The organism is Microvirga rosea, assembly GCF_020595095.1.
In the GTDB taxonomy this organism is placed as follows: domain Bacteria; phylum Pseudomonadota; class Alphaproteobacteria; order Rhizobiales; family Beijerinckiaceae; genus Microvirga; species Microvirga rosea.
The window spans coordinates 170,702-190,663 of record NZ_JAJDOP010000004.1 but is presented as its reverse complement, the minus strand read 5'-3'; the positions used below and the strand labels follow the sequence as shown (position 1 = coordinate 190,663).

General features: G+C 63.0%; 17 protein-coding genes. 9 read left to right on the top strand and 8 right to left on the bottom strand.

Annotated features, from left to right (window positions below):
• Positions 1 to 44: 44 nt before the first annotated feature.
• The 3 genes from LJD17_RS12385 to LJD17_RS12375 all read left to right on the top strand — a co-directional run bounded on the left by LJD17_RS12385 (position 45) and on the right by LJD17_RS12375 (position 1,984).
• On the top strand, positions 45 to 911 hold the full coding sequence (locus LJD17_RS12385; protein WP_227384495.1) for an AraC family transcriptional regulator: 867 nt from the start codon (positions 45 to 47) through the stop codon (positions 909 to 911).
• Positions 912 to 977: 66 nt separating this feature from the next.
• Entirely contained in the window at positions 978 to 1,688 is a 711-nt protein-coding gene (locus LJD17_RS12380; protein ID WP_227384494.1) for an AzlC family ABC transporter permease, read from the top strand.
• On the top strand, positions 1,685 to 1,984 hold the full coding sequence (locus tag LJD17_RS12375) for an AzlD family protein (protein WP_227384493.1): 300 nt from the start codon (positions 1,685 to 1,687) through the stop codon (positions 1,982 to 1,984). The genes LJD17_RS12380 and LJD17_RS12375 overlap by 4 nt, the downstream gene beginning before the upstream one ends.
• Positions 1,985 to 2,058: 74 nt before the next feature.
• On the opposite strand, the gene LJD17_RS12370 is transcribed toward LJD17_RS12375, so the two are convergent.
• Positions 2,059 to 3,885 (bottom strand): aminopeptidase P family protein, encoded by a 1,827-nt coding sequence (locus tag LJD17_RS12370; RefSeq protein ID WP_227384492.1) that lies wholly within the window; start codon positions 3,883 to 3,885, stop codon positions 2,059 to 2,061.
• Positions 3,886 to 4,252: 367 nt separating this feature from the next.
• Between LJD17_RS12370 and LJD17_RS12365 the strand changes: the two genes are divergently transcribed.
• The gene (locus LJD17_RS12365; protein WP_227384491.1) at positions 4,253 to 4,474 is read left to right on the top strand and encodes a hypothetical protein; all 222 of its coding nucleotides are present in this window, start codon (positions 4,253 to 4,255) and stop codon (positions 4,472 to 4,474) included.
• Positions 4,475 to 4,565: 91 nt separating this feature from the next.
• On the opposite strand, the gene LJD17_RS12360 is transcribed toward LJD17_RS12365, so the two are convergent.
• Together LJD17_RS12360 and LJD17_RS12355 are read right to left on the bottom strand one after the other, a co-directional pair.
• Entirely contained in the window at positions 4,566 to 5,522 is a 957-nt protein-coding gene (locus tag LJD17_RS12360; RefSeq protein ID WP_227384490.1) for a 50S ribosomal protein L11 methyltransferase, read from the bottom strand.
• A gap of 126 nt (positions 5,523 to 5,648) precedes the next feature.
• Entirely contained in the window at positions 5,649 to 7,337 is a 1,689-nt protein-coding gene (locus LJD17_RS12355; RefSeq protein WP_227384489.1) for a sensor domain-containing diguanylate cyclase, read from the bottom strand.
• Between the two features lie 239 nt (positions 7,338 to 7,576).
• On the opposite strand from LJD17_RS12355, the gene LJD17_RS12350 reads away from it, so the two are divergent.
• A complete protein-coding gene (locus tag LJD17_RS12350) occupies positions 7,577 to 8,452 on the top strand; it encodes an SDR family NAD(P)-dependent oxidoreductase (RefSeq protein WP_227384488.1) in 876 nt (291 codons plus the stop codon).
• On the opposite strand, the gene LJD17_RS12345 is transcribed toward LJD17_RS12350, so the two are convergent.
• Positions 8,434 to 9,750 carry an SAM-dependent methyltransferase gene (locus LJD17_RS12345; RefSeq protein WP_227384487.1) on the bottom strand — a complete coding sequence of 439 codons (1,317 nt, stop codon included), beginning with the start codon at positions 9,748 to 9,750 and terminating at the stop codon, positions 8,434 to 8,436. The two genes, LJD17_RS12350 and LJD17_RS12345, sit on opposite strands and share 19 nt — an antisense overlap.
• A gap of 221 nt (positions 9,751 to 9,971) precedes the next feature.
• Here LJD17_RS12345 and LJD17_RS12340 point away from each other — a divergent pair, with 221 nt between their 5' ends.
• Positions 9,972 to 10,853, top strand: a complete 882-nt coding sequence (locus tag LJD17_RS12340) for a manganese catalase family protein (protein WP_227384486.1) — start codon at positions 9,972 to 9,974, stop codon at positions 10,851 to 10,853.
• 55 nt (positions 10,854 to 10,908) lie between these two features.
• Here LJD17_RS12340 and LJD17_RS12335 read toward each other — a convergent pair whose 3' ends face one another.
• The gene (locus LJD17_RS12335; RefSeq protein ID WP_227384485.1) at positions 10,909 to 13,305 is read right to left on the bottom strand and encodes an ATP-dependent helicase; all 2,397 of its coding nucleotides are present in this window, start codon (positions 13,303 to 13,305) and stop codon (positions 10,909 to 10,911) included.
• A 134-nt stretch (positions 13,306 to 13,439) separates the two neighbouring features.
• Here LJD17_RS12335 and LJD17_RS12330 point away from each other — a divergent pair, with 134 nt between their 5' ends.
• On the top strand, positions 13,440 to 13,721 hold the full coding sequence (locus tag LJD17_RS12330; protein WP_227384484.1) for a hypothetical protein: 282 nt from the start codon (positions 13,440 to 13,442) through the stop codon (positions 13,719 to 13,721).
• Between the two features lie 16 nt (positions 13,722 to 13,737).
• On the opposite strand, the gene LJD17_RS12325 is transcribed toward LJD17_RS12330, so the two are convergent.
• Positions 13,738 to 14,292, bottom strand: coding sequence for a thioesterase family protein (locus LJD17_RS12325; protein WP_227384483.1), 555 nt, complete (start codon positions 14,290 to 14,292; stop codon positions 13,738 to 13,740).
• 178 nt (positions 14,293 to 14,470) lie between these two features.
• Between LJD17_RS12325 and LJD17_RS12320 the strand changes: the two genes are divergently transcribed.
• Together LJD17_RS12320 and LJD17_RS12315 are read left to right on the top strand one after the other, a co-directional pair.
• The gene (locus tag LJD17_RS12320; RefSeq protein WP_227384482.1) at positions 14,471 to 15,886 is read left to right on the top strand and encodes an FAD-binding oxidoreductase; all 1,416 of its coding nucleotides are present in this window, start codon (positions 14,471 to 14,473) and stop codon (positions 15,884 to 15,886) included.
• Between the two features lie 84 nt (positions 15,887 to 15,970).
• Positions 15,971 to 19,546 (top strand): AsmA family protein, encoded by a 3,576-nt coding sequence (locus LJD17_RS12315; RefSeq protein WP_227384481.1) that lies wholly within the window; start codon positions 15,971 to 15,973, stop codon positions 19,544 to 19,546.
• On the opposite strand, the gene LJD17_RS12310 is transcribed toward LJD17_RS12315, so the two are convergent.
• Both LJD17_RS12310 and LJD17_RS12305 read right to left on the bottom strand, forming a co-directional pair.
• Entirely contained in the window at positions 19,524 to 19,760 is a 237-nt protein-coding gene (locus LJD17_RS12310; RefSeq protein WP_227384480.1) for a ribbon-helix-helix domain-containing protein, read from the bottom strand. The genes LJD17_RS12315 and LJD17_RS12310 overlap by 23 nt on opposite strands.
• A 1-nt stretch (position 19,761) precedes the next feature.
• Positions 19,762 to 19,947 (bottom strand): DUF4169 family protein, encoded by a 186-nt coding sequence (locus LJD17_RS12305; protein ID WP_227384479.1) that lies wholly within the window; start codon positions 19,945 to 19,947, stop codon positions 19,762 to 19,764.
• Positions 19,948 to 19,962: the final 15 nt, after the last annotated feature.

The window sequence follows — 19,962 nt, the reverse complement described above, 5'->3', positions numbered from 1 at the left end:
CTCTTGTACAAGACGGGGCCGTCCGCCTGTGGCATGATGCAGCCATGACGGTGGTAAGTCCGGAGCTTTCGCTCGATCCCGATCAGCGCGCCCCTGGCGACGTGACACATTTCTGGCGGGTGCCGCGTCATCGCGGCCTTGAATGCCTGCGCGCGACCTTTCGACGTCATTCCTACGCCCGGCATAGCCATGAAACCTATGCGATCGCCGCCGTGTTGTCCGGCTGCGAGACGTTCTTCTACCGGGGTGAGCAGCATTATGCCGGACCCGGCAGCGTAGCGGTCGTTTGCCCCGATGAAATCCATGATGGGGCCCCTCACGGCGACGGGTTCGAGTATCGGACGTTTTATCCGTCCGTGGAGCTCATGCGCGAGGTCGCGGAGGACGTTGCCGGCCGGCCGCTCCTCAGCCCCCCGTGGTTCTCCCAGGCGATCATTTCCGATCCCGACCTCGCCAGGGCTCACGCCCGGCTCCACGCCTGCCTGTGTCATGACGATATCGGCACGTCCGAGATGGAGCAGGATGTTCGGCTCGTGGCCTATCTTTCCCTTCTCATCGCCCGCTGGGCCGAACTCGATGCTCCGCCTTCCCTGAGCTACGGACCCAAGGGCATCGCCCGCGTGAGGGATTACCTCGACGCGCATCTCGATCAGGAAGCGGAACTCTCGGTATTGGCCGCCATGGCCGGCCTGTCGCGCAGTCATTTCATCCGGGCTTTTCAAAAAGAGACCGGATTGACGCCACACGCCTACCTTCTCGATCGCCGGTTTCGGGCCGCACGGCGCCTGCTGGAGCGCGGCGAGACACCCGGGATCGTGGCGGCTACCTGCGGATTTTTCGACCAAAGTCATCTCAACCGGGTCTTCAAGGCCCGGATGGGAATCACCCCAGGGGCTTACCGAGCAGCATAGGACGAGACTTTCATCCAAGACCGGGCGCTCTCCGTCCGCCATAAGGCGGGAAAGCGGATACGGATCATGGATCAAGCCAATCCTCACATGACTTCTTACAAACGAGACGCGAAAGCCGGCCTGCGCGATATCGCGCCCGCGGCCATTGCGGCGATTCCCATCGGACTCCTTTTCGGGGCCGTCGCTGTGGGGAAGGGACTGTCCCCCGCCGAAGTTGCCCTGATGTCCGCGCTTGTCTTTGCCGGCGGAGCTCAGTTCGCGGCGATCGAGACCTGGGTCAGTCCCGCGCCGGTCCTAGCGCTCGCGTTCGGAACATTCCTCATCAATGTCCGCCATGTGCTCATGGGAGCGTCCCTGTCACCGAAGACCCGGCTGAGCAGGGTCGAGAAATTCATCGCCTTCTTCTTCATGACGGATGAGTCCTGGGCGCTGTCGGAGCGCCGCGCCCTCGACCGGCCCGTGACGGCGGCTTACTGGGCCGCGATGGCGGCGGTTCTCTACATAAATTGGGTCACCTCGACGACGCTCGGGGCGGTACTCGGCTCCTTTCTTGGCGACCCGGCCCGGTTCGGCGCGGATTTCGCCTTCACGGCCCTGTTCATCGGTCTTGTCGCCGGCTTCGGCCGCAGCCGCGTGACCCTTGTCACGGTCGCTGTCAGTGCCGTCGTGGCCGCTCTGGTCCACTACTTCATCGGAGCGCCCTGGCATGTAGCCTCCGGGGCGCTTGCCGGCATCGCCGCCGCCTATATCACCGCCGGGAAGGAAGCCGACGCATGAGCATCGATACAACGACCCTGCTGGCCATTCTGGCGATGGCTCTGGTTACCTATGCGACACGCGTGGCAGGCCTTCTGGTGGCTGACCGGCTTGCCCTCACGGGGCGTGCGAAAGCCGCGTTCGATGCGATTCCGCCGGCTGTTCTCGTTGCCGTCATTGCGCCCACCGCATTGACCTCCGGATGGCCGGAAGCCATCGCCGCCGCGATCACGGCCCTCGTGGCGTTCCGGTTGCCGCTTCTGGCGACGGTCGTCGTAGGGGTCGTCGCAGTCGTATTGCTGCGAAACTTTCTATGAACGGCCATCGGGCCGTTCCGGGCAATGCACCGGTGGTCAACCGGGCATTGTGCTCCGGAAGGGCGGCAGGGCGCTTACGCTGCGCCGATGGGCCGTGTCGCGTGCTCAAGCCATTCCCGGGTTTCGCCAGGAAGGTGCGGCCCTATCTTTTCACGGACCTGAGCGTGGTAATGATCGAGCCACGCGGTTTCCTCGGACGTCAAAAGGGATGCCTGTACGAGCCGCAAATCGATGGGAGTGAAGGTCAGCGTTTCGAAACCGAACATCTCTCTATCGCCGCCTTCGATCTTGCGCGGTTCCACGAGGATCAGGTTCTCGATGCGAATCCCATATTCCCCTTGCTTGTAGAAGCCCGGCTCGTTTGACAGCATCATGCCGGCTTCGAGCGACGTGACGCCCGTCTTGGCAATACGTTGCGGGCCTTCGTGAACCGACAGGTAACTGCCGATGCCGTGACCCGTGCCGTGGTCGAAATCGAGGCCCGCATCCCAAAGGGGCTGACGGGCGAAGGCATCGATCTGCGCACCGTTCGTCCCTTTCGGGAAAACGCAACGGGCAATGGCGATGTGACCCTTGAGAACACGCGTGAAGCGGTCCTTCATCTCGTCCGTCGGCTCTCCCACGATAATCGTGCGAGTGATGTCGGTCGTGCCGTCCTCGTATTGCGCACCGGAATCGATCAGGAAGATCTGGTTGTTCTCGATGGGCCGGTTGCTTGACTTCGTGACCCGATAATGGGGAAGGGCAGCATTCGGTCCGGCGCCGGAAATAGACGGGAACGAGACGTTCTTGAGTGCGCCGGTCTCGACCCGGAACGCTTCAAGGGCCTCGACGGCATCAATTTCGGTCAGCTCGCCTTTGGGAGCTTCCTGGTCGAGCCAAGCAAGAAAGCGCGCGACGGCGACGCCGTCGCGCAGGTGGGCCGAGCGCGAACCGGCGATTTCGGCCTGATTCTTGACCGCCTTCATGAGGCTGATCGGATCCGCCCCGATATCGACTGTCCCGCCCGCCGTTTCGATCCGGCGGATCAGGGCGACGGCGCCGGTCGCCGCATCGATGCGGACCTTTTCCTTCGCATGGCCCAGACCTTCGAGAGCTCCCAGAAAGCCGGTGATGTCCGCAAAGTCCGCGAGATCGCCCACGGCAGCGCCTGCCTCGTTGGTCATCTTGGCGGGGTCGAAGAAGAGCTGAGCGCGGCCTTCCTTGGGGAGAATGGCATAGCCGAGCGGCAGTGGCGTATGACCGACATCGCCGCCTCGCAAATTGAAGGCCCAGGCCAGATTGTGAGGATCGGAAATCACGAGGGCGTCGAGCTTTGCCTCTGCCATCTTGGCGCGGACGCGTTCAAGCTTGGAGGCCGCTGACTCGCCCGCATAGACGAGGGGATGCGGCCGTACCGGGGCCTGGGGCGGGGAGGGGCGGTCGATCCAGATAATGTCGACCAAATTCATGTCGACCGGCGCCAGCTTGGCGCCCGCGCGGGCAACCGCCTGTTCCAGCCGCTTCAGGCCGTCATGGGTGTGAAGCCACGGATCGTAGGCGAGGATCGCCCCACTCGGCAGGTTTGCGGCGATCCAGTCCTCGGCCGAGGTCTCGGCAAGCGGGACCGGGGTGATTACCGCCGTATCCAGCTGTTCCGCAGCCTGCACCGTATAGCGTCCGTCTACCACGAGGGCCGCCTTGTCCTGGAGGATGACAGCCGTTCCGGCCGAGCCCGTGAAGCCGGTCAGCCAGGCCAGCCGCTCGGCGCTCTTGGGGACGTACTCTCCCTGATGTTCGTCAGCCCGAGGAACGATGAAGCCATCATAGCCGCGACGCGACAGTTCGGTGCGCAGCCTTGCGATCCGCTCGGGACCTTGAGCGGGTGTGGTGGAATCATCAAAACTCTGGAAGCGGGCCATGGAATGCGAAAACCGATCTCGAAAACGGGTGGGGCGACAAGCTAGAGCGGTTTTGTCCGCAACGGAACCAGCCGATGGTGATTGCCGCAGTTTTTCGACAAGTTCACGCACGGTGGCCCCATAGGGTGGATGACGTGTCCGCCTCAGCCTGAGAAATGGACCCGCTCTGCCCACAGCATCGACAATGTGCCTGCTACTTATGCGTTGAATGCCTAGCAAACAGCGTTATGGAACCGTGAACTGCAGCTGCGTCATAGCTCGCATGTGATAAATCCGCTCCTCAAGGAGGCGAGGTATGCCTATCTTCAGGACAACGACATAACGAGGAACGTCGAAGGGTCATCGCACCAACTGGGGAGATGAACCTATGACTACAGCCACTCTTGTACCTGCCGGAAGCGGCGAAGCGCTTCCTGTCAATCTTGGCCTTTATTCCAAGCGCTTGATCAATGCCTTGCTAGCGAGCCGCGCCTATACGGCCGAGCGCATGCTGCGTCCGCATCGCGCCGCCATTCAAGAGATGTCCATCCGTTATGGCGAGAAGAGTCCGTCTCTGACGCCAGACGAACTTCTGCCGTTCAAGCTCTGAGGAGACGAGCCATGATCATTCTGACCATCCTGAAAGCCGCCCGCGACGTCTATATGGAAGCCACTGCGTTGAGGCGCGCGCTCGCCAAACGCTATCCGGAAGTCGACGCGGAGTAGTCGTCGTCTTCCACGCGGCGGGGCCGTGGATGGGCGCCGCCGCGCTTCATCACGATAGCCACCCAGCCTTCCAGATCATAGCGGCGCTCAAGGTGCCATCCCTGAGCCGCATAGGCGGACAGGACTCCAGGCACATCACGGCCCAGAAGTCCCGAGAGGATCAGGGTTCCGTCCCTCGTCGCCACGCGCGATAGGGATGGGGCCAGGAGACGGAGGGGCTTTGCCAGAATATTGGCGAAGACCAGATCAAAGTGACCGGTCCGGTCCGCCAGAGGATGGCGGACACCGGGGCCCACATAAAGCTTCATCCACGGATCGATGCCGTTCAGACGGGCGTTTTCCCGCGCGACCCGGATCGCTTCGGGATCGATGTCGCCGGCAACGATCGGGCGCTTGAGGACCTTCGCCGCCGCGAAGGCCAGAATGCCCGTGCCGGTTCCGACATCGAGTACATGACGGGGCTTGCGGCGCTTCAATTCATCGACAAAAGCGAGCAGGCAGCTCTTCGTCGTTCCGTGATGGCCCGTGCCGAACGCAAGGGCAGCCTCGATCTCGATGGAAAGATCGTTGGGGCGACGGGCCTCCCGATCGTGCGCGCCGTGAACCAGCAATCGCCCGGCCCGCACGGGATTGAGACCCTCCAGGGAGGCCTTCACCCAATCCTGCTGCTCGAGGGGAAGGAAAACGCCGTTATCGGCCTCGGCCCCCACGATGGGTCGAAGCAGTTCACGGATGGCGGCCTCGTTGGGCTCACGGGCGAAATAGGCTTCCAGGAGCCAGGGCCCGTCCTCTTCCGTCTCGAAGGCCGCAACGGCGGTTTCGGTCGGGTCGAAGATCTCACCGATCAGCTCGGTCATGGCGCGCGCGGAGCGCTCATCCGTCGTGATGCGGAAGATATGGGTCGGGCGGTTGGGATGGAGTCCTTCAAGCATGGAGATCGATTACCGCATCGGATCGGGAAACGGGAGACGCCGGAAGCCTCAAAAAGCGGCAAATCGGCAATTTCCTTCGGCTTTGGCGTCCAACGTCATGCCAAGCTTCCGCAAGACCGCAGGATCTCAAGCCACTGCCGAGGCCAGCTGCGGTTGCAGGCCGTTGATGACGACCCGGTTTCGGCCCGCTCCCTTGGCTTCGTAAAGTGCCGCATCGGCCCGTTCGATCACGTCCTGGATATCCCGATCGGAGCTTGCCACGAGAGCGCCTCCGACACTCACCGTGACCGCCAAGGTCTTTCCGTGAAAAGTGGGTCGGAGCGCCTCGATGGCGCGGCGGACCTGCTGCGCAATCGTCACGATTCCATCCCGGCTCACATCGGGCAGAAGAACCACGAATTCCTCGCCGCCGAACCTGCATACCGTATCGGTGGATCTCAGCTGGGTCGTGAGCGTCTCGCCGATTGCGCGGATGACTTCGTCGCCGGCCGCGTGACCGAAGGTATCGTTCACCCTCTTGAAGAAATCGATATCCACGATCAAGGCCGCAAAGACCCGCCCAAAGCGCTTGAACTGGAGGAAGGTCTCCTCACCGATCAGGTCGAACCCGCGCCGGTTGAGAAGGCCGGACAAGGCATCCGTCTCCGCCAGCCGTGTTAGGGCGGATACTTCCTGCTGGTGCTGGGATGACACCTCAAGAACTCGGTTCTCGGCTGCGCTGGCTCGCCTGACGAGGGACCGGAGGGCCGCCGACAACCTGACGATCTCACGGGAACCGGTCGCAAACGGCGGAAGAGCGATTTTGGGGTCGCGGCCGATTTTGTCTGTGGCGTCGATGATGGCCTGGAGCGGCCTCGAGAGCCCTTGCGCGATGAAGAGGGCCAAGAGAATTCCGAGCAAGGCGACGCCGAAACCCAGAATGAGAATGGTCGCCACCGTACTGCGCGCGGCTGCGAACGCGACATTATCCTGCTGGCGCGAAACGACGATCCATCCAAGCCCCGGATAGTCGCGGTAGCCGGACGTGACGGCAAATCCTGTCAGGATCTTGTCGCTGCCGGCGCCCCATTCGAGGCTGCCGTTCCGGCTTTGCTGCATTTCGGCGATGAGCGAATCCGCGAACGGCTTGGTGGTCCGCTCAGGTCCGAGAAGCATCGATCCGTCACTCGCAAGGATCCAGATGGCGTCCGGCCTGAACGTTCCTTTCCGCTCCAGAAGGATCTGAAGGCGCTCTCGCGCCCAAGCCCAGTTCAGGTGCGCTCCGATAACTCCCACGACCTTTCCGTCCGCGTCGCGGACCGGCGCGGAAAAGTCGACGAACCGGAGGGGCTCGGCGGCGGTGGCAGGGCGCAGGAGCTTGTCGAGAAGCTTGGCCTCGTGCACATCGCCGACGGATGGGGCGTCGAGACCGCTTCGGAACCAGGGCCTTTCGGCGACGGACGCGCCTTCGAGGAGGCCGCGGGTCGCGGCTTGAACGGTGCCATCGGGCGCCGCAAAGCCGATCCAATTGTAGTCCGGATACGTGGCCTGGAGCTGCTCGAGGACCTTGCGAATGCTGCCGGGATCGCGCGTCCAGATCCCCTGGAGAGGCTGCATGCCGGCGATGTTGCGGATTTCGCGAAAGCGCTCCGCCATGCCACGATCCAGGATTGCCGCAAGAGTGGCGGCCGTTTCGGCCGCGTCGGCCATGATCTCCCGCTTCGTCCGGCTGTAGGCGATATAGGACGCTCCAAGGGCCGCTACCCCTACCAGTACGAGACACAGCAGGCCGACGAGGATCGTAATCTGCTGCCGGAAGGACAAACGGCGTATCATGATGGAACGGCAACTCCTGTCAGGGTGCGTGACGCGGATATCGGAAGTTCGGCCGGCCGGGTCATATCACCGTTCAGCACCCATAAAAAGCCGAGCTCGGATCACATAAAGCGGAGCGGTGCGCATGGGCGACGCAGGCAAGGCTCGTGCGGAACCGCCAGGGAAGCGATCCGTTGTGCCCTCGTCGGGCCTGGATCCACACACGGTCAGGCTCTTTCCCGCCTCATAGGAGTTCGACCATGCCTGGACGCCTTTTCGACAAGGTCGCGATCATCACCGGTGCGGGCACCGGCATCGGAGAGGCGATTGCTTTGAAGTTCGCGCAGGAAGGCGCGCGGCTTCTGCTCGTCGGATTGCCGGATGATCCGGTGGAGGATGTGGCGCGGCTCATCACGGGGGCCGGTGGCTTTGCCGAAGTTTACCTTGGCGATATCGCGGAAGAGAGACACGCCGAGGCTGCCGTCGAGGCGTGTGTCAGCGCCTATGGACGCCTCGATATCCTGATCAACAACGCGGGTGTGTTTCTTGCGGTTGCTGAGACGCAGGATTACCCGATCGACAAGTTCGACGAAACCTTGCGATCCAACGTGCGCTCCGTTTTCCTCATGACCAAGTTCGCTTTGCCGCACCTCCAGAAAACCCACGGCAACATCGTCGCCACGGGCTCCGAAGCCGGTATGATCGGCCATCCGAAGAACGCCATGTACGGCGGCACGAAAGCGTTCATTCACTCGTTCATCCGCGGCATCGCCGGTGAACAGGCTGCCTACGGCGTGCGTGCCAACTGCGTGTGTCCCGGTCCGATCGATACCGCCTGGACACACAAGTCTACGGGCCCGATGGATACGGAACTTGCAAGCATGATCACCCAGGCGACCCCGATGGGACGGCGCGGAACGCCCGAAGAGGTGGCCAACGTATTCTGCTTCCTGGCGTCCGACGAGGCCAGCTTCGTGACGGGAGCGCTCTACGCGGTCGACGGCGGGATCACCATTTCCAAGGGCCCGATGGGAGCGAAAGCCTCCTCGTTCTTCAAGAAGCAGCCGGAGAGCAAGCTCCCGACACGCCATTCCCACGACGGTTTGAAGAATAAGGATTACGAGACCCTGACCTGACCTTGAGACGAGGCCGGAGCCGCATCCGAGACAGGTGCAGGCTCCGGCTCATTCTGGCGCAGGATCTTCAATCGTTCCGACTCCTGCAAACGATAATGGCGCTGAAGGTCCGTGATGTAGTCCCGTACGATGGGAGCCGCGTCCCGCTTGCGTGCGAGTTGCATGTGGAACACGAGTTGGCTGCCGGACGTGAACATGGTTTCTGCGCTGATCAGGTAGAATTCGAACATGCGGCAGAAGCGTTCATCGTACATGGACGCGATTTGTGCGCGGTTCGCCTCGAACCGCCGATGCCAATGGTTGAGGGTCTTCGCGTAATGCAAACGCAAAAATTCGAGATCCGTCACCCAGAGACCGTTCTGCTCGACGACGGGAAAGACCTCTGACAAGGCGGGAGAATACGCGCCCGGGAAAATGTACTTCCTGAGCCAGGGGCTTGCGGTTCCGGGCGGACTCATTTTGCCGATGGAATGCAGGACCATCAGCCCGTCATCGTCGAGAAGGGCGTTGATCTTCGCGAAAAACTCGCCGTAATGCTGAACGCCCACATGCTCGAACATGCCCACCGACACGATGCGGTCGAAGCGCCCTTCCAGCTTCCGGTAATCCAGCAGTTCGAAGCGCACACGGTCCGAAAGGCCCGCGCGCCGCGCCTTCTCGTTGGAGAGCGCATGCTGCTCCTTCGAGAGTGTGACGCCCGTGACGTCCACGTCCTCCATGGTGGCGAGATAAAGGGCGAGATCGCCCCAGCCGCTGCCGATATCGAGGATCCTCAGACCCGGTTTCAACTGCAACTTCGAGGCGAGCAGACGGAGCTTATTCTGCTGCGCCTCCTCCAGCGTATCGTCATCATCGATGAAATACGCACATGAATACTGCATGCCCTTGTCGAGGAAGAGCTTGTAGAACTCGTTGCCGAGATCATAGTGATGCGCGACGTTCTTCTCAGCCTTGCCGACGGGGTTGGCCTGTTGGAAACGCTTCACGCCGCGCGAGATGCGCTTGAGGACGCTCTGGAGCGGATAATTCGCCAGCGATGAGCGGTTGAGGGAGAAGAGGGTCAGGAAATCCCTGACGGTCGATCCGTGCTCGAAGCTCATGCGTCCGTCCATGTAAGCTTCGCCGGCATGAAGTTCCGGATTGAGGAAGAGCTTGTGGTAAAGCGAGCGATCGGTCAGGCGCATGGTGACCGTCGGTGAGGACGTGCCCGCAAAAACATGCTCCCGTCCATCCGCGTCGATGACCTTGAGCGTGCCTGTACGCACGAAAGCTTTCAGCATGTGGGACAGAGGAAACATCGAGGCCTCTCGCTCGCAGACATGATCGCCGCCGGATGCTTACACAGTTGCACTCCGATGGCTAGAGCCTCCTTCTCGCTGGAGAAGCGCGCGCAAACAGGCTTTTTTGAACATTTCCAAAGATCGTGTTCCTTGGGAACAACGTCCGGCTGCCCTTGTTGGAAGCGTGATCCCCCGACAGGCCGAGGGGCCTTCATTCAGCGCCAGAACAGGAGCAGCCGATGTTTTTTCGTCAGCGGCAATTGGCTTATCATGCCAAGCCAGAGAAACCTGATCCCCTCTTCGCAAAAATGCTTCAGGAGCCCCTTGGCGGCCAGTGGGGCGAGATCAGTGTCATGATGACCTACCTGTTCCAGGGGTGGAACTGCCGTGGTCCTCAGAAATACAAGGACATGATCATGGACATCGGGACCGAAGAAATCGGCCATGTGGAAATGCTCGCCACCATGATCGCGCGCCTCCTTGAAACCTCGCCGGTGGAGCAGCAGGAGGATATGGCCAAGAATTCCGTCGTTGGAGCCGTGATGGGCGGAGCCCGTGTCGAGGATGCCATTATGGCCGGTATGAACCCGCAGCATTTCATCGTCGCGGGTCTCGGGGCCCGGCCCTCGGACAGCGCCGGAAATCCATGGACGTCCGCCTATACCATCGCAAGCGGCAATCTGCTGGCCGACTTCCACTTCAATGTGACGGCGGAGAGCCAGGGTCGTTTGCAGGTCAGCCGTCTCTACAACATGACCAACGACCCCGGCGTCCGGGACATGCTGTCCTACCTCATCGCTCGCGACACCATGCATCAGAACCAATGGCTCGCCGCGATCCGTGAACTGGAGGAGGACGGGCTGGAAATGGCCCCGGTGCCGTCGAACTTCCCGCAGAAACTGGAGAAGAGCGAGGTCGCCTACCAGTTCCTCAATCACTCCGAAGGCACGGAAAGCCAGCAGGGCCGCTGGGCCCAGGGTCCGGCACCGGACGGAAAGGGGACATTCACCTACGTGGAGCGTCCGCCGGCCTTTACGAAGGACGAGGGCCAGCTCAATCCGATCGACCCGCGCACCTACGGCACGCCGCCCGCACCGGTGCCGCCGATCGCGGCCGAGTAAGGCGATATAAGAAAGGCGCACTTCGGTGCGCCTTTCTATCTCGGTTCATCTCGATTCAGGAGGTGGCCAGAGACTCGACGAAGCTGTCCAGGACCATCTTTCGCCCGGCCTTGTCGAATTCGACCGTCAGCTTGTTCCCATCGACAGCCTCGATGGTTCCCGGCCCGAACTTCGTATGAAGAACGCGTCCTCCGACGGAAAAGCCCGACGCTCCCGTCGATTTCGCAACCAGTTCACCTTCGATCATCATAGGGCCACGCCGGTCGCCCGAGCGACGGGCGGAATAGCCGCCGTCTTCGGTGGCGGTCCGGTGGGCCTGGGCACGCTGCCATCCGGGAGTTTGGTACGAGGAACCCGCAAAAGGCGTCATGCGGTCGAAGCGAGAGCCGCCTCCAAAGCCGCCGCCGTAGGAAAAATTGGCCGGTGCTTCGAGGATTTCCACGTTGGATTCCGGCAGGTCGTCAATGAAGCGGCTCGGGATGGTCGAGTTCCAAAGGCCGTGGATGCGCCGGTTGGAAGCAAAATAGATTTTGGCCCGGCGCCGGGCCCGGGTGATGCCCACATGGGCAAGGCGCCGTTCCTCTTCGAGGCCGGCGCGGCCGCTCTCGTCCAGCGCGCGCTGGTTGGGGAACAAGCCTTCCTCCCAGCCCGGCAGAAATACGGTATTGAATTCCAGCCCCTTCGCGGCATGGAGCGTCATCAGGCTGACGCGCTCCTGCGTGTCGCTCTCGTTCGCCTCCATCACAAGGGAGACGTGTTCCAGGAAGCTCTGCAGATCGGGAAACTCTTCCATGGACCGCACGAGTTCCTTCAGGTTTTCCAGGCGTCCTGCCGCGTCGGCGGAGCGGTCCTTCTGCCACATCTCCGTGTAACCGGACTCCTCGAGCACAGTCTGCGCCACTTCGGACTGAGTCATCGTCTCGGAGAGCTTCGACCAGCGGCCGAAGGAGATGAGAAGGTCCCGCAACGTCGCGCGAGGCTTCGGCTTCAGCTCGTCCGTCTCGACGATGAAGCGCGCAGCCTCGAGCAACGGGACCCGCGCCGCGCGGGCGTGGTTGTGCAGAACCTGAATGGTCGCATCGCCCAGGCCGCGCTTAGGCACGTTGACGATGCGCTCGAAGGCCAGATCGTCCGCCGGCTGGTTGACGACGCGAAGATAGGCGAGGGCATCACGGATTTCCGCTCGCTCGTAGAAGCGCGGGCCACCGATGACCCGGTACGGCACGCCGAGGGTGACCAAGCGGTCTTCGAGTTCGCGCATCTGGGCGGAAATCCGCACCAGAATGGCGATCTCGGACAGAGGGTGCCGTTTGGCCTGAAGCGCCTCGATTTCCTCGCCGATGAGCCGCGCCTCGTCTTCCGAGTCCCATGCGCCCGTGATCGAGACCTTCTCGCCCGGCTCGTCTTCGGTGCGAAGCGTCTTTCCGAGGCGGCCCTGGTTCTTCGCGATGAGGCCCGAAGCCGCTGCCAGGATATGCGCCGTGGAGCGATAGTTCCGCTCCAGGCGGATGACGACGGCCCCGGGAAAGTCGTGCTCGAAGCGAAGGATGTTGTCGACCTCGGCCCCGCGCCAGCCATAGATCGACTGGTCGTCGTCGCCGACGCAGCAAAGATTCTTGCGCGCCTGGGCCAGGAGCCTCAGCCAGAGATACTGCGCCACGTTGGTGTCTTGGTACTCGTCCACCAGCATGTAGCGGAAGCGGTTCTGGTATTGCTGGAGAATGTCCGGATGCTCGCGCCAGAGCCGAAGGCATTCCAGCAAAAGGTCCCCGAAATCGACCGCATTGAGGGTTTTCAGGCGGTCCTGATACGCCCGGTAGAGCTTGCCGCCCCGGCCGTTGGCGAAACCTCCGGCTTCTCCGGCGGGCACCTGATCCGGACCGAGTCCGCGGTTCTTCCATCCATCGATGACGCCGGCGAGCTGCCGGGCAGGCCAACGCTTCTCGTCGATCCCCTCCGCCTCGATGACCTGCTTCATCAGGCGAAGCTGGTCGTCCGTTCCGAGGATCGTGAAATCCGAGCGCAGATCAACGAGCTCCGCATGGCGGCGGAGGATCTTCGTCCCGATGGAATGGAACGTACCCAACCATTGCATGCCTTCGGCGACCGGACCGATCAGGGAGGCCACGCGCTCGCGCATCTCCCGCGCCGCCTTGTTGGTGAAGGTGACGGCGAGGATGTCGAAGGGGCGAGCCTTGCCGGTGGCGATCAGGTGGGCAATCCGGGTCGTGAGCACCCGTGTCTTGCCGGTTCCGGCGCCGGCCAGCACGAGGACAGGGCCTTCCGTCGCCTCGACGGCCGCCCGCTGCTCCGGGTTGAGGCCGGAAAGATAGGGCGATTGAGGAGCGACGGCCGCGCGGGCCCGCGCGCTCAGGGAGCCGGAGGCCGGCTCTCTCGGCTCGTTCTCTCTCGGGTCGTCCTGGGACTCGGGTCTGGTTTCTGGCTGATTCATCGGGCGGACCATGGATCAAAAGGCGAACGACGTCGAGCCCGGAAAGGGCGATAACCCTGTCGCAGAGGGAACCTCGTTGTCCGGGAGCGCGTCAAATCCCATATGGTGATGAAAGCCTTTGAAAGGAATGGACGATGCGTCAAGCGGTGAAGATGGCTGTCAGTCTAGGCTTGGCTTTATCGTTCGCTGCCCCGGCCCTGGCTCAGACGAGGTTGCCGCGGACGAGCCCGGCCGAGCGGCGGGTCCAGGAAATCAACCGGGATCTCCAGATCGAGCAGCGCTTCCAGCGCTCCCAGCAGCAATATCAATTCAACAACAACCAGCTGCAGCAGAGCATCGATCGCCAGCGGACCTTCTCCAATCCGCGTCCTCCGGCGGCTATTCGCAACTGCCCCGCCGGATCCGTCGGCTGCTAGCGGACAGGCGTTCGACCTAGTGACAGGTCCCGGAAGCCCGCATGGGCTCGCGCAAGGGGCTGGATGCCTCGGGCTTGCTCGGAAGCCCTATGACGCGGCCCAGGGCCTGCGGCCTGGCGAGCCGGGAGTGGGTCGCTTTCATGATGGCGAGGTTTGCCATTATGTCGTTGGGGAAGGGGGCGACCTTGCGGGTCTTCATGTCCACGTGGAGGCTCAGACCCTCCGTCGTGGCTGACAGCCACCCTTCGGTCGCATGGCGGACTTCCATGTAGAAGTGGAGCCGTTTTTCATCGAAATCGATCAGTTGAAGCGTGACCCGGACCGTGTCCTTCATCCGCAGCTCGCGCTTGTAGAGCGTATGGGTCTCGACGGCGAAGAAGGAGGCCTTGCGTTCTTCCAGATAATCCTGGCCAAGGCCGACCAGTCCGAAGGCCTCTTCCACGGCCCGGTCGAACAGCACATGGTAATAGGCCATGTTCATATGGCCGGCGTAATCGATCCACGCCGGCTGGACACGCATCGTCGAGGACACGAACGGAGCAAAGAAGAAAACGGGAGCGCGGTCCTCCATGATCAGTCCTCCGTTCCCATTCCGATCATGACCTCAAAGTCTCCTCGTTGCGTAACAGTAACACATTTCTCGCGGCTATCCAGGGGCTTAGGGCGTCATTCTCACGCAGAGTGTTGCCTTTGCAACGGTTCTGGTAGTCATGAGACAACACAGCATCACAACCGGACCTGAAGCACCGATGAACGCTCCCTCTCCGTCCCGCCGCACCAAGCCGACCGAAGCCGTCCTGACGACATTGCTGGACACGCTTCTCAAGCGCTTCGGCAATCAGGTCGTGACGTCCGAAGCCATCCGCGAACAGCACGGCCATTCCCTGACCTGGACCAAGAACCAGCCGCCGGATGTCGTGATCTACCCTCGTACCACGGAGGAAGTGTCCGAGATCGTGAAACTCTGTCGGCAGCACGACGTTCCGGTCATTCCCTTCGGCACGGGGACATCCTTGGAAGGGCACATCAATGCGCCTTTCGGAGGCGTGTGCGTGGATCTGAGCCTCATGAAGCGTATCATTGCCGTGCATGACGAGGATCTCGACTGCGTCGTCGAGGCCGGCGTCACCCGCAAGGAGCTGAACGAGCATCTGCGCGACAAAGGGCTTTTCTTTCCGATCGATCCCGGCGCCGACGCGTCCATCGGCGGGATGGTGGCCACCCGCGCGTCCGGAACCAATGCAGTCCGTTACGGAACCATGAAGGACGCCGTCCTTTCCCTGACGGTGGTGATGGCCGACGGTGAAGTGGTGAAGACCGCAAGCCGCGCGAAGAAGAGCTCGGCCGGCTACGATCTGACCCGCCTCTTCATCGGCTCCGAAGGGACGCTCGGCATCATCACGGAAATCACCCTCAAGCTCCATGGCATCCCGGAGGCGATCTCCGCCGGCATCTGTCCTTTCCCGACGGTCAAGGCCGCCTGCGATGCGGTCATCATGACCATTCAGTCCGGCATCCCGGTCGCCCGGATCGAGCTTCTCGACGAGTTGCAGGTGAAGGCCGTCAACCTCCATTCCAAGCTCACGCTCCCGGAAAGCCCGCTGTTGCTGCTCGAATTCCACGGCTCGGTGGCAAGCGTGCAGGAGCAGGCCAAACGGTTCGGCGAGATCGCCACGGAATTCTCGGGCGGCCCGTTCGAATGGGCAACGAAGCCCGAGGAGCGTTCCCGGTTGTGGCAGGCGCGCCATGACGCCTATTGGGCGGCCCGGGGTCTGAGGCCCGGGGCCCAGTCGGTCGCGACCGACGTGTGCGTTCCGATCTCGCGCCTGGCCGAATGCGTCGACGAGACCAAGCGCGATATCGCGGCGAGCGGGTTGATCGCACCGATCGTCGGCCATGTGGGCGACGGCAATTTCCACGTTCAACCGCTTGTGAACACCGACGATCCCGCGGAGGTGGAAGCCTGCGAGGCCTTTGTCGACCGTCTCGTCCGGCGGGCTCTCGCGATGGAGGGGACCTGCACCGGCGAGCACGGCGTCGGGCAGAAGAAGATGAAATACCTCCAGATCGAGCACGGCCCGGCGGCGCTGGCGCTGATGCGCACCTTGAAACAGGCGATCGACCCGAGCAACATCTTGAATCCAGGCAAGATTGTTGCGTTTTGACAGTGGATGGAAACGCCGACCCGCTCCCGCTATTGTGGGCATTGAGTTAATGGGCTTGCGACAAAACGGAGAAAAGGCCGCCTCTTGCGCGACATCCTGACGATTATCGCATCGATCGTGATCCTGATCCTGGCGGTGGCCGTGGCGGCTCCCCCCTTCATCGATTGGGAGGAGCATCGCGACACCATCGATCATCTGATTTCGCGCGCCTCCGGCACCGAAGCTCATACGGAAGGCCGCATCGGCCTCCGTATCCTGCCGTCCCCGCGACTGCGCTTCGATCGATTGAGGCTGGGCGGCAAGAGCGCCGATTCTCCGGCCCTCACGGCCGATTTCGTCTGGGCGGAGCTGGCTTTGCCGCCGCTTCTCCAGGGCGATGTGCGGTTTACCGAAACGCGGATCGGACGAGCCGACATCCGGGTTCCGGTGGCTCCCGACGGGAGCTGGCGGATGCCCCAGGATCTCACGGGCGGCAGTGCCCGCGGGCGGGAATGGGCCATCGACAGCCTCAAAGTCGCTCAGCTGCTGGTGACGACGCAGACTCCCACCACGGGTCGCACGGATCAGGCCTATGCGGAGAACGTATCCATCGAGGGCCAGAAACTCATCGGGCCATGGCGGGTCGAGGGCACGACCGCCGGCGTGCCGTTCAGGCTCGTGACCGGCGAGCTCACCCCGGCCAAGACGATCCAGCTGAGGTTGTCCGGCGGCGGCGACATCTATCCGCGTTTCGACCTGGACGCCCAGCTTGCCCTCGAGGGCGACAATCCTGCCGCCCCGACGCCCACCTTGGGCGGAAAGGCCAAGATCCTGTTCGGGCCGCCGGCCCAGGTTGCGGCGGCGGGCATTCCGATCCCCATCGTCATTGAGACGGAGTTCAAGGCCGGGTCCGGGCAGGTTTTGATGAACCCGGTGTCGCTGGAAGCGGGGGAAGGGGGCGCGAGCCTGCGGATGACCGGCGAGGGAAGTGTCCAGCTCAACGATCCTCGCATTTCGTTGAAGCTCGAAGGACGCCGGCTCGATGCCGACAGCTTCATCCTGTCGTCCAACGGTCAGGAGTTCAAAAGCCGTCTCGCCGACTGGTCGGTGCCGCGGATATCGGTCCCGATCGATCTCGACCTGAAGATCGACAGCATCGGGCTCGGTCAGGATGATCTTTCCAACGCGGTGCTGCGCCTTTCCCTTGCCAAGGGCGAGGCCAAGATCGACCGCATCGACTTCCAGGCGCCCGGCGACACCCGGGTGGCGATGGAAGGAACCGTCGGTCTGACCACCAAAGGCGGAGCCGACGGCAAGCTTGCGCTTGCATCGAACGCGTCGGACCGCTTCGCGCGCTATCTCGACCGGCTGGGCCTGCGTTCGCCTTTCCTCAAGGTTCTCGACGGACGTCCTCTCGAGATGTCTTCGGACGTGGCGTTCTCGAACCCGGTGCTCTCGTTCAGCCGCCTCAGAGTGAAGACCGGCGATGCGGTCATGACCGGCAACCTCCGCTACACCGCCCCCGAAGGAGATGGGCGGGGCAAACTGGAAGCCCAAGTCGGAATCCAAAACCTCAACCTCGATCAGCTGCCGCGGGTCTCGAGCGTTTTCGAGGCGACGCAGAACCTCGATGTCGGCTTCATCCTGGACGCGCGCAATGTCCGGGCGGGCAGCCGGCCGGGGGCCGGGCGCATCACGGCCCGGATCCTGTCCGACGGGCCGTCGCTCCTTGTCGAATCCCTTGATATCGTCGACTTGGCCGGCGCGAATGCCCGGGTCAGCGGCCGCATCGCTCCGGATGGATCGGGGCGCATTGCCGGCAAGGTGACGGCTCAGCGTGCCGCACCTCTCGTGGATCTGCTCGGCAGCGTCTGGATCGGCGGGATATCCAAACTTGTGCCGTACTTCCTGCGCGAGGGCGACCTCGACCTCGACGTGGTGACCGAACGGGTGATCCCGGCGCCGAATTCCAACGAACTGCGCCTGCGCACCACCGCGAAGGGAACCGCCGCCGGAGGGAGCTTCCTCGGCTCCGTCGATTCCCTGGACGGGCGCACCGAAAACCTCGACGTGACCTTGGCGACGGACAATACCGGCCGTTGGGTCGGGCGGCCGTCGGTGGCGTCCTTGAACCGCCCGTCCCAGGTCAATCTGCGCGGCACCCGCGTCAGTTCAGGCCAGTTCAACGTGACCGTCGCAGGCGACGTCGGCGGCGTACGCCTTACGACCAAGCGTCCTTTCGCCTTGAGTGCCGATGACGACGTGGTCGACAGCGGCGAGGCCGAGATCGCCACTCCCGACATTGCGCCGTTCCTGCTTCTGCTCGGGGATGGATCCGGTGTTGCGTCGCCGGTTCCCGCAGAAGGACGGATCACCCTCGGGCGCGAGCGGGACGCCTCGCTTCTGACGGTGACGGGACAGGTTGCGAAGAGCAATGTCCAGGCTCGCCTTGCCGTGCGTTCCCGTTCCGACATCACCGGCGACGTCTCCGTCGACCGGCTGGCCATGCCATGGCTCGTCACGACGCTGGCCCTCAATACACCCTCCAGCCCGGATGCGAACGCGATCTGGTCCACGGCACGCTTCGGGCAAACCGCGCGGCTGATCAGCGGCGGCCAGGTTGCGTTCAAGGTTGGGACGCTCGATCTCGGCCGCGGCCTGACGGGAACGCGAGCTGGCTTTACCGCTGAGGCGACATCGGACGGGGTCACGATCCGCAATTTCGAAGCCCTCCTCGGTGGCGGAAAACTGACCGGATCGACGACGATCACCCGACAGGGGGCACTCGCTTCCGTCGTCGGCGAGGGCTCCATCAACGATGTTTCCCTGTCGGCGCTTGGCGGCCCGACTCCCTTCGAGGCCCGTGTCACGGGCGGTTTGAAGTTCGGCAGCGCCGCAGACACGATGGCGGGACTCGTGGCGAATCTCGGAGGCGCCGGGGACTGGCGGATCACGAACATCCGCGTTCCCGATACCGATCCGTCCGCGTTCGACCGGGCCTTGAAGCGGCTGCTGTCGGAAAACGAACCATTGCTTGAAGGCAAGGCGGAAATGGCCTTGGGGGCCGAACTCAGCCGCGCGCCGCTGACAGCGCAGACGGTCACGACGTCGGCGGCCCTGGTTTCCGGAGCGCTGCGTCTGTCGCCCTTCGTGGTCCAGAGCAGCGCCGCCACTTTTCAGGGGGCGGTCAGTTACGATCTGAAATCCCTCGCTTTCGAGGCGCGCGGTTCCCTGATGGCCAAGGCCTCGCCCGCCGGTTGGGTCGGTGCGCCGCCGGCCATCGGCATGACTTGGCGCGGCTCCTTGGCGGCCCCCGTTCGGGAGATCGATGCCGGTCCGTTCCGCAATGGTCTTGCGGCGATCGTGCTGAAGCGGGAACTTGAGAAGATCGAAGCCTTCGAGAAGGCCCAGGCGGAGCGGCAGCGCCAGATTCAGGCGCAGCAGGAGGCCGAGCGACGTGCGAAGGCCGCAGCCGAGGAGGCTGCCCGCCAAGCCAAGGCGCGGGAAGAAGCGGACCGCGGCCGTATCGAAGCCGAACGCATTCAGTCGCAGCAGCAGAACGATCCGAATGCAGCTCTTCCTCCTCCGGAAGGGCAGTCGTCCCCGTTTGTCATGCCGCCACTCACGCCTCCACTGGAAATCAGCCCGCCGCCGGCGGTCAATGTCCGTCCGGGCGGCTGACGTCTTCCTGAAGACTTTTGAGAAGGAAGACCCGAATGGCGGAGGACAGATTCTGCTCGCCCCGTTCCGCGTCGATGCGGCCGATCAGGGACTGAACGGACAGAGCGTTCCGCGCGGCCAGCTCACGCAGTGCATCCCAGAATGGCTCTTCGAGGGAAATACTCGTGCGATGACCGGCGATCGATACGGAGCGCTTGAGGATGCCGGACCCCATATCAGGGTTTGTCCTCGTCACGCTTGTGACCGTCGAGGCGGCGATCGCTCAGAGTTTTCTGAGCTTCGGTTTCCATCCTCTCAGCCTTGGTGCGGCCGAATTGGATCCGATTTTCGGCGGCGCGGGCCTCCTTGTCGGCCCGCGCCTTGCGTTTGCGCGCCTGGCGCAGATTGATGATCTCCGCCATGGCGCGCTCCTCCCC